Annotated in this window: 9 protein-coding genes; 5 read left to right on the top strand and 4 right to left on the bottom strand. The window is 58.1% G+C overall.

The features are described 5' to 3' along the window. The 4 genes from PHW69_08405 to PHW69_08390 all read right to left on the bottom strand — a co-directional run. Nucleotides 1-238 (bottom strand): efflux RND transporter permease subunit (locus tag PHW69_08405; GenBank protein MDD4005207.1); only part of this gene is annotated, 238 nt, incomplete at its 3' end. Nucleotides 239-243: 5 nt separating this feature from the next. Further along, complete coding sequence (locus PHW69_08400) at nucleotides 244-1,182, bottom strand: efflux RND transporter periplasmic adaptor subunit (GenBank protein MDD4005206.1); 939 nt, start codon at nucleotides 1,180-1,182, stop codon at nucleotides 244-246. A 1-nt stretch (nucleotide 1,183) separates the two neighbouring features. After that, a complete protein-coding gene (locus PHW69_08395) occupies nucleotides 1,184-2,425 on the bottom strand; it encodes a TolC family protein (protein ID MDD4005205.1) in 1,242 nt (413 codons plus the stop codon). Nucleotides 2,426-2,580: 155 nt separating this feature from the next. Further along, the gene (locus PHW69_08390) at nucleotides 2,581-2,928 is read right to left on the bottom strand and encodes a hypothetical protein (protein ID MDD4005204.1); all 348 of its coding nucleotides are present in this window, start codon (nucleotides 2,926-2,928) and stop codon (nucleotides 2,581-2,583) included. A 33-nt stretch (nucleotides 2,929-2,961) separates the two neighbouring features. Between PHW69_08390 and PHW69_08385 the strand changes: the two genes are divergently transcribed. From PHW69_08385 to PHW69_08365, 5 genes are all read left to right on the top strand, one after another. Continuing rightward, the gene (locus PHW69_08385; protein ID MDD4005203.1) at nucleotides 2,962-3,765 is read left to right on the top strand and encodes a hypothetical protein; all 804 of its coding nucleotides are present in this window, start codon (nucleotides 2,962-2,964) and stop codon (nucleotides 3,763-3,765) included. Then, on the top strand, nucleotides 3,765-4,403 hold the full coding sequence (locus PHW69_08380) for a hypothetical protein (protein MDD4005202.1): 639 nt from the start codon (nucleotides 3,765-3,767) through the stop codon (nucleotides 4,401-4,403). The genes PHW69_08385 and PHW69_08380 overlap by 1 nt, the downstream gene beginning before the upstream one ends. A 75-nt stretch (nucleotides 4,404-4,478) precedes the next feature. After that, nucleotides 4,479-6,398 (top strand): hypothetical protein, encoded by a 1,920-nt coding sequence (locus tag PHW69_08375; protein MDD4005201.1) that lies wholly within the window; start codon nucleotides 4,479-4,481, stop codon nucleotides 6,396-6,398. 119 nt (nucleotides 6,399-6,517) lie between these two features. Continuing rightward, a complete protein-coding gene (locus PHW69_08370; GenBank protein ID MDD4005200.1) occupies nucleotides 6,518-7,648 on the top strand; it encodes an FIST N-terminal domain-containing protein in 1,131 nt (376 codons plus the stop codon). Next, nucleotides 7,641-9,755, top strand: a complete 2,115-nt coding sequence (locus PHW69_08365; GenBank protein MDD4005199.1) for an ATP-binding protein — start codon at nucleotides 7,641-7,643, stop codon at nucleotides 9,753-9,755. The genes PHW69_08370 and PHW69_08365 overlap by 8 nt, the downstream gene beginning before the upstream one ends. Nucleotides 9,756-10,146 lie beyond the last annotated feature (391 nt).

The raw sequence follows: 10,146 nt of genomic DNA, 5'->3' as shown, positions 1-10,146 counted from the left end.
TCAGGCCCGGAATGCCGCGCAAGGCGTTTTCCAGCGGATAGGCAATGAATTTTTCAATCTCAAACGGAGATTTGCCCTGTGCCGTGGCCACTATTTCCACCTGCACGTTAGTCACGTCGGGGAACGCGTCCACAGGCAGCGCTTTCAGCGCAATCGCGCCCCAGCCCGCCGCCGCCAGCGCGGCGCACAGCACGGCCAGCCGATGGCGCACCGAAAAAGACACTATTGCGTTGAGCATGGGCGTTAATCTCCCTCGATCTGGTTTTTCAGCATTTCGGATTTAAGCAGGTAGGCGCCTTCCGCGACAACTTCCTCGCCCGGTTTTAAGCCGCCGGTTATTTCGGTTTTACCATCGCGCGTCGCGCCGGCCTGTACCGGCCTGGGAATGAATTCGCCGCCCGGTTTTTTAACGAAAACAAACGGGCCGTCCGGGCCGTTTTGCACGGCGGACGACGGGAGCAGGATCCCGTCGGAATAACGGCCGGTTTCCACCTCGGCGTCAATAAACATCCCGAATTTCATCAGGCCCGCCGGGTTTTCCATGGACACGCGCGCTTTGACGGTGCGGCTTTCCGGATCAATTTCGGGCGACACGAAAACTATCGTGCCCGCGAAAGTCCTGCCGGGGTAAGCCGCAGTGCGGACGGTCACTTTCTGCCCGGCTCGGAGCTTGCTCAGGTTGATTTCGTGGATATCGAGCACTCCCCAGAGAGGATCTATCTCGGTTATCGTGCAAATGAATGTGTTTCCGTCAACCTGAGCGCCGGGCCCGGTGTGAAACGCGGAAACGATTCCGGTATAACCGGAGATCAGCCGGATCTTCGCGCCTGAACTGTCGCGCAGCTCGGCCAGCGTGTCGCCCGGCGCCACCCGCTGGCCGAGCGTAACGGCAAATGATTCCAGCCTGCCCGCCGCTGCGGCGGACACGTGGTGCGTGGCCTGAGCGTCCTGCATCGCATGGCCCATGGCCTGAAAAGTTTCAGCCGCGCCGGCTTTTCTGGCTTTTACGGCGGTTATGTTCGCCGCGGCCTGCGCGTCGGCTGAAATGGTTACCGGGGCGTAGAAAGAAGCGGCTTGTCCGGCGGGCTGTTCCGCGGGCTGCTGCGGGCCGTCGGTTTTATCTCCGCACCCGCAGAGCGCCAGAACTGCGCCAGTCAGCGCAAGCGATATGTTTTTTTTCATTTTATAATTCTCCCGCGGCGATGCTGCCGGCCGCTTTTTCCAGCTCGACGGACTTTTCAAAGTACTCGGCCAGCCCGTCCAGATAGTTGAGGTTTTCCTCGATGAATATCCGGTTTGTTTCATAAAACGCCGCAAGACCGCTTTTGCCTGACAGGTAGTCCAGCGACGCCGTTTTGCGCAGATCGTTTACCAGCAGAACCGTTTCCCTGGCGGCGCGCACCCGTTTCGCGGCAAGGACCCGCGCCAGCCAGGCGGTATAGATTTGCTTGCGGACGGAGAGGTTGAGGCTGTCGGTGTCTTGCGCGCGCGCGGTTGTTTCCGCTTCCGCCCGGGCGATTGCGCCGCGGTTGCGGTACCACAGCGGCAGTTCCAGCGTGACGGCAAGTTTCGAATAGCGTTCTTCGGGGCTGGCGCCGGTTATCCAGCCCAGAGTCAGGTCGGGTATGCGTTTCCTTTTTTCCAGCGCGGCGCCTGTTTCCGCCGCTTCGGCGCGAAGGGCCGATGCGGCAAGATCCGGGCGGCTGGACAGCGCGGCCGCAAGCGTCGTTTCAAAAGCCGGATCCCGGCTTGCGGACGGCGCGTTTAAAAACATGCCGTTATCGGCGACCGTGATCGGGATTTGCGGAGGCCTGCCCATACAGCAGTTAAGTTCCGCTTCAGCCGCTTTCAGCTTTGACTGCGCCGCCTCCAGACGGTACTTGTTCCGGGCGGTTTCTACTTTGGCGCGCGCAAGATCGGCGTTGGTGGCCTGTCCGGTCTGGAATTGCAGTTGCATGCTGTTAAGCATGTCCATTGAAAACTTCAGGTTGGCTTCTTCGAACCGGATCCGCTCGCCCGCCAGCCGGAACCCGTAATAGGCTGTTTTTGCGGCGGCGGCGATTTCATTTTCCAGCGCGGCGATATCGGCTGAAAAGGCCGCGGCTTCGGCCTGCGCGGTCTGTTTGGCAAGCGTGATGCGTCCGTTCAGTGCGAACGGCTGGTAAATCTTGAATTCCTGGTAGCCGGCATCAAGCGGCGTCTGCCGCTCCAGTTCTATGGAAGGGTTGGGCCTGGCGGCATTTTCTTCGATGAGCGCCTGTGCCACCGCCAGCCTGCGGCGCATGGCGAGCAGTTCTTTGTTATTGCCGCGCGCGGCGGCGACAATAATGTTCAGAGTGAGCGGCGGTTCGGTTTCCGGCCATGCGGAAGGGAAACATGCCGCAGCCGAAAAAACCGTAAGCATAATTTTACCGGAAAATTTCATGGGCGTCTCCATACGCGTCGGCGGCAGCCCTGAACTGGCGGACTGCGCGGTTGCGGACGTAACCGGCGGATAAAGCATCTTTCAGAAAACCGGACAAACCTGCTGCAATGCAGGCGCCCGGACGGGTAAAGCGGGGTCCGGTCAGGAAAGCCGGGTTACAGGGGGGTGAAAAATATCTTTCGGCAGGGGAGCGCCGGGGAAAGGTTCCGGCGAAAGCCGTATGGTGTGCACGGCGGAAACGTCCGGTTTTCCGGCGAGTTCTGTTTTGAGCACGACGTGGTGCCCGCCGCAGGAATGACAGCAGGCGGCATGATGGCTGTCTTGGTGAACGCCGGCGTGGCAATGCATTGCTTCAAAGCAATTGCCCGCGAAAAACAGAAATATTGCCGCCCATGCCAGTAGCCTGCCCATGCAAAGAGTATACCAATAAAACCGCCGGACGGTACATCAATAGGCTTTTCAGCCCTTGACAGTGTGTCCGGCGCGGAATATACTGGATTCATGGTTCGATATCCTATCAAACAAGGCGGAGCGGTATGCTGAAACGGACTGCAGTGGCGGTGATGACGGTATTTATGCTTGCTGGCGCGGGCGCAATGGCTCAGGATTTTGATTTTAACAGCGTATCCGGCGCGAAAGTGAAAGCCCTGAAACAGAAACTCGACACGCAGCAGGGAACGAATTGGTTTTTATTTCCGGATCTGTCCAGCGACAGGGCCGCGGCTGTCCCGTTTGACGAGGATGTTCCGCCCGCCATTCAGGCCCAGATCCGCGACGACATGGCTTTCATCGGCACTATCCAGTCGTCTGACGCTTCGGGCCTGCACAGGAAAATTTTCGGCCCGGTTGACGGGCGGGCCTACCTTGATTTTTTCAATTCCCGCGTTAAGGGTATCGGAATGGACGACTGCGGCAGCGCCATCGCGGTGGCCTGCGTCATTCCGTTCGTGGATTCCTCCAAAATGTGGCTGACCCAGAATTACATCAAATTCAGCCATCCGCAGATTTCGCGGCTTATGGTGGTTTTTCACGAGTCGCGGCATACCGAAACGTCAAACGGGAACTGGTCGCACGCCAGATGCCCCCGCCCGTTTGTTGATGCCGACGGCAAGCCCATAACCAGTATCTGGACGGGTTCCTTTCTGGCGGGCGAAGCGGCCTGCGATTCCACTCCGTACGGTTCTTACGGCTCGTCGCTTATCATGCTTAAAAACATCCAGAAATTCTGCACCAACTGCACCGACAAGGTCAGAATGGACGCCGGCATTTATGCCGACGACCAGTTCAAGCGCATAACCAGCGCTTCCGCCATCAAGGCGATCAAAGCCGATCTGTATTGATGAAAAACAGATTCCTGGCGGTTCTGGCGGCGGTTGTTTTGACGGCCGCCTGCGTGCCGTCAGCCCGGCGCGGTTTGTCTTCAGACTCCGGGCAGGTTCCTTTACGGGAGCCTGCCCGGAGTCCGGTTTCCGCCGGACAAGGCGGTTCGGATGATATAGCGCGGAAGCTGGCCGTTCTGGATGAGATCTTGCAATCCCGCAACGATAACGACCCTCGGCTTGACACCGGGTTTAACGAGATGTCTTCAGATCTCAGGGCCGCGCTGCGCCTTAAATACCGCCAGCTTCCGCTTGAGCAGCGAAACGAGCGCGGCACCATAGTATATCTGCTGGGCAGAAATGCCGGCCCGGCGGACTGGCGGTTTTTCCGGGAAGTGGTGTCGGAGCGGCCCTGCCTGAGCCTTGCGGACTGTTCCGTGCCGCAGGCGTATGACGATGAGCACCGGGCGCAGGGGCTGGCGGTAACGCTTGAATATCCGGCTATGGTTGCGCTGAAGCAGGCCGAGAACGCACTGTCAGCCGGGCGGGACGAATCCGGCGCGCGTGCCGTGGTGCTGGCGGCTAAAACGTCGGGCGCGGCCGTGGTTGCCGAGCGCGCCGCGGCGCTTGAACAGAAATTTCCGGCAAAAGATCCGTAACTCCGTCAGTCCAGACCCCCGAATATAAAAGGATATGATTGCCCATAGCGCATTGCGCTGCCGGACGTTTTTGACATGGCTGATAACAACCTTAATTATGCGGCTGACTGGCGGGGCCTGATAATCCCGCTGGCTGTTTTCTGCTTCGGAACCGCTGCGCTGGCGGCCTGTTTCGCCAAACCCGCGGCGACGGACTGGACTTCCTTTGTTGTGGCGCGCGCTTTTCCGTATATTTTTGACGATTACAGGGACCGAGCGTTTTACCTTTGGTTCTGCGCCGCGGTTTTTGCCGCGTTGTGGCCGGTTCGCAGGTTATGCAGGTTCTCCTGCGAGCCTGTCGCGGGCAAGGGCTCCGGCTGGATTAACGCGAATCTGTTTTTCGTGCCGGCTGCGACAGGCGTTTTATGGTATTGGCAGAATTCGCGGGTTCACGTTTATTACGGCGCGCCGGCGCTGTTTTTTGCCGGCGCCGCCGGGGCGGCAGTCGCCTGGCCCCGCCTTGTTCCGCGGTTTGAAAAGCTGCTGGCGTTTATTAAGCCGGCCGCGCGGAAAATCGGTTTTAAAACCGCGTTTTTTATCGCCGCGGCGTTTTGCGCGGGCGGGCTGCTGCCGGCGATTTTCACCGAGCGGTCGCTTGGGACGGGTTTTTTCAATGTTTACAACCATATACATTTTACGATGGCGGAATTCGCCGCCGTGCTCGACGGCCGCACACCGCTGACGGATTTCTTTCCGCAATACCAGATCCTCGCGCCGTATCTGCTTTGCCCGGTTTTCAAGATTACCGGGTTCGGCGTATTTTCCTATACCTGCGCGGTGTGCGCGCTGTCGCTCGGCGGGCTGTTATGCGTTTGGCTGGCGCTGCGTAAAGTAGCGGGGGAGGCCGTCGCCCTGATGCTGTTCCTTGTTTTTGCCGCTTCCGCTTTTTATCCGGCGCAGCGCGCCGGCGCGGAAGTGTATTATATGTTCAATTATTACGCCATGCCGCTGCGTTATTTCGCCTGCTGGGGCATGGCGCTGGCGCTGGTCTGGGCAATGGAAAAACCGGCCAGCCGGGCCAGGCTCGGGCTTAATGCCGTTTTGGCGGCATTTGCGGCGTGCAACAATTTCGATTTCGGGGCGGCGGCGTGGCTGGCTTCGCTGTTTTCATTGCTGGTGGTGCGGCGGGACCGCCGGCGCGTGCTGTTCGCGTATTTTGCGGCGGCGGCGGGCATTGCGGCGGTATATTGCGGGGTTTCGCTGGCGCGGTGCGGCAGTCTGCCGGATTTCGCGCGGGTTATGGATTTTCAGCGTTTGTTCGGCATGTGCGGCCTTATGGCCGCGCCGATGCCGCTTATGGGCGCGCATATTCTCATGCTCGCCGTTTTCGCCGCCTCGGTGTTTTGCGGGCTGGTTTCCGGCGGCAGGAATGCCGGACTTTCCGTCCTGCTGGTGTATTCCGGAGTGTTCGGGCTGGGCGCGTTTGCATATTATGCGGGTCGGTCGTTGCCAGGCACACTGCTGTTTTTATTCCCGCAATGGGTTTTATGCAATACGCTGCTTCTGCTGTGTCTTAATAAGTCCAGCCGGCCTGGCGCGGCCGTTTTCAAATGGTTTTTGAGCGGACATCTTGTTTTGTTCGCCTGCACCGCGTTTATGCTGCCCGGCCCGGCGGGCCAGCTGAAAAGAATAGCAGGCGGAACGGACCGGTTTTGCGGAGCATACGGGCAGATGCTTTCGGTGCTTGAGCGGGCGGCGCGGCCGGGCGAAAAAGTCGCCGTGGCTACCATGAACGGGCACCGGCTCGCGCTGGACGCGCGGCTCGACAATGTGTTTCCGTTCGCCAGTCAGGACTCGATCGTGTTTAAAAGCCAGGCGCGGCTGGCGGTCGCCATAATGACAGCTTCCGGTGCGGGCAAACTGTTCGGGCCCGTGCCCCCGGAAATGGAGGAAATGCTGGCGCGCGCCGGCTATGCGCGGTGTGACGGGCAGGATATCTGGCTGAAAACCCGGTAAATTTGGCCTGTCGGGGATAATGTTGTGTATAATGTATCCGGGTAGGCATTGGTTTACTGCATGTTTAATTTGGTTCTGTCACGTCGCGATGCGAAAAATATGCTGCGCGGGATTTTACTATGAAATTCGAACAGATTGTCTGGACACGCGGGGCCGGCTGGAAAATTCTCGTAAGCGAGAAAAGCCTCCAGCCCCAGCTAGTGTTTGTTTTCGGAAGCAATGAGGCGCTGCGCGACAGCGCGGCGCCGGACTATTTCAAGGCAAGGTTCCCCGGCGCGCACCTTTTCGGCGGCACGTCGGCCTATGAAATAAACCAGAACGGGTTTGCCGAAAACTCGGTTGTGGCGACGGCGGCCGAGTTTGACAATCCGGAACTGCAGTTTGCCAAAGCGCCGCTGACACAGGCGTCAAGCGAGGAAGCGGCCAGGGTTCTGGCCGCCCAGTTCTCCGGCAGGGAAAATATTTCGCATATAATAGTGCTGTGTGACGGCCTGCACATAAACGGAGCGCGTTTTGCCGGTGAACTGGGCCGGCAGCTGCCGGGCATTGCCGTGACCGGGGGGATGACCGCCTCTGCTGACGTTGCGGAGTCAACGGTTGAACTGCTTGACGGCGAACTGCTTGAGCGGCACGCTATCGCGGTGGCGTTCGGCAAAAATGTCAAAACCGGATACGGATCGGGCGGCGGCTGGGATGCTTTCGGAGTGTACCGGAAAATAACCCGGTCCGAAGAGAACTGCGTTTACGAAATTGACGGAGAGCCTGCTCTGGCGTTATACCGTAAATATCTGGGCGGCCAGCCGGACCGGCTGGAGTACAGCGTCCAGTATTTTCCGCTGCTGTTAAAGGAAACCGCCGAGTCCGGCGGGCGGGTGCGGTCAGTTATCCGGATTGACGAGAGCAAAAACGCCCTGATTTTCGCGGCGGACATGCCGGAGGGCTGGCATGTGCGGCTGATGAAATATAATCCCGGGCGGCTGGCGGAAGGGGCGGCTGGCGCGGCGGGCAAAGGCGTTGCAGGCATCAATATGAACAGGAATTTTCTCGCTTTGCTGGTCAGCTGCGTGGGTCGGCAGGTCGTGATGAAAAAAAGAATCGAAGACGAGATTGACGCCGCCGTGCGGGTGCTCGGCGGCAACCAGATCATGTTCGGGTTTTACTCGCGTGGCGAAATCTGTCCGCTGGAACGCGCGGGCGGACCGGTCTACCATAACCAAACCATGACGATAACGACATTGTCCGATGAATAAACTTTTACTGCGCCAGATCAAGGATTTTTTCGGAGTAAGGGAAAATATCCCGGAGCACCTGCTGCCGTTTGTGGAACAGGTGTCGGAAGCTTACGACGATTTTGACCGCGACCGCGCGCTTATGGACCGCGTGCTGGACATAAGCTCCCAGGAAATGGCGGAACAGAACAAGATTCTGGAACACGCCAAGGAAGCGCTCTCCCATGTCAGCGACAATCTGATCAAGGTGCTTTGGGCCATGCCGTTCGGTGTGGTGGTCATTTCGGAAAAAAAGCATAAAATCCTCAGCGCCAACAATATGGCGATCCGGCTGTTCGGTTACGAAAAGGCGGAAGACGTGGTGGGGAAAGAGTGTCATAAATTCATCTGTCCGTCTGAAAGGGGCGCGTGCCCGATAACGGATCTGCGGCAGAATGTGGACGGTTCGGAACGCATGCTGGTGCGCAAAAACGGCGGGCTTGCGCCGATCCTCAAGAGTGTCACTAAACTGGTTGTGGACGGGGAGCCGGTGCTGGTGGAGGCGTTCATAGACATTTCAGAACGCAAGAAAATGGAGCAGTTCCTGAAAGAGGCGAAGGATTCGGCTGAATCAGCCAATAATGCGAAAAGCGCGTTCCTGTCCAACGTTTCGCATGAAATCCGCACTCCGCTGCACGCCATTATAGGGTTCGCGGAAAATATCATCCAGATCTCCACGCAGGAGGAAGTGCGGACAAGGGCGCGGATTATCCTGAACGAATCGGAATCGTTCCTGCGGCTGATCAACGATATTCTCGACCAGTCGAAACTGGATTCCGGCAAATTCGAGCTGAGCTGCACTCCGTTCTCCCTGTCGGGTCTGGTGCACGAGCTGGCGGAGGTGTTCAAGCCGCTGGTGGGCAAGAAACAGCTGCGGCTGGGCGTGAATGTGGAGCTGGACGTGCCGGATTTTGTACTCGGCGATTCGTATCGGGTTCAGCAGATTCTTACCAATCTGGTTGGCAACGCCGTGAAGTATACGGAGTCGGGTTTTGTGGAGATATCGGTCGGGCTGGCCAAACCGGGTGAAGCGGAATGCGAAATAATGTTTAAGGTGAGCGACAGCGGGATCGGGATTGCGAAAGAAAAGCTGGAACGGATATTCGATCCTTTTTATCAGGTTTCGCCTGATTTAAACCGAAAATATGAAGGCAGCGGACTGGGTACTTCGATCGCGAAAAAACTGGTCGAGCAGATGAACGGCGTTATCGGCTGCGACAGTGCGCCGGGCCAGGGCAGCGTGTTCTGGTTCAAACTGCCGCTGAAGATAGCCGGTGACCTGAAAAAGGAAACCGCGTCAGCCGGCGTGACCGCAAGGCAGGATGTCATTTACCCCGCTAAAAAAACGCAGGAACTGAAAATTCTTTTCGCCGAGGACAGGGTTGTCGGCCGCGATCTGGCCCGCGTGCAGTTTGAGCAGCTGGGCCTGAAGAAAGTGACTTTTGTAAACGATGGCAGAGAAGCGCTTGACGCTTGTGTGACGGGGCGGTTTGATCTTGTTTTCCTGGATCTGCAGATGCCGGTCATGGACGGCATCGAGGCCGCTTCCAAAATCCGCGCCACCCAGCCTGCTTATGCCGAAGTGCCGCTGCTCGCCATAACCGCCAATGTCAACGCGGATGTGCACAAACGGTGTCTTGACGCCGGTTTTAACGAGGTTCTGCTCAAACCCGTGAAGACAAACATGATTGCGGCGGTCTTGTATAAATATTTCGGCATAATCGCGGAAGTCGCGGCGGCGCCGGGCGGGAAGCCGGGCCTGGTAAGCTACAGCGAGGGGCTGGCTCTTTTCGGCGGGAACAAGATGCTTTTCGAGAGCGCGCTTGGCAAATTCCGCGAAGAAGCTTTGCGGCTGATCCCTGAAATGGCTGATTTGCTGGAAGCGGGCAGCTTGGAAAGCCTGGGCGCAACAGCGCATAAACTGGCGGGAAGCGCGGCATCCGTGTCGTGCGAGCGGATTGCCGTCCTGTCCCGCCGGCTTGAGGATTTGGCGCGGAAGAAAGAGCGGGGCTGGGCGGGCCAGGTGCTGGCCGAACTCCAGAATTCATATAATGAAATACGCGCCTGGCGCCGCGCGGGCGATAATTGAAGCTTTATTATGGCTGTGGGCGATTATGCAGGCGGCGTCCAGCTTGAATCTTTGCTGTCCGTTTATGGCGGCCGCGATGCGGTAACGGGGCGGGAAAGCGGTTTTGTTTTTGGCGAAAGGCGCTTCCGCCAATAATCCGTACCATGGTTTCGTGGCCGCGGGGCCGGAGTTATTGAGGCGGCCGGCCTGAACCCGTGCAAGTTTGTTTTTTTGAGGTTTTTGTCATGGCGATATTCACAACCGAGCCGCCGCGGTCCGGGCAGGAAAATTCAAAGCGGTTTGTTATAATTCTTGTTTTGGCTATGGCGAGCGGGTTCGCACTCAGGGCGGCGGGCATATTCGACGGTCTGCCCGCGGTTTTTAACGGCGACGAGCCGCATTTTGTCAATAC

The sequence above is a fragment of the Elusimicrobiaceae bacterium genome (assembly GCA_028700325.1).
Lineage (GTDB): Bacteria > Elusimicrobiota > Elusimicrobia > Elusimicrobiales > Elusimicrobiaceae > JAQVSV01.
This window is presented reverse-complemented; position numbering and strand designations above follow the sequence as displayed.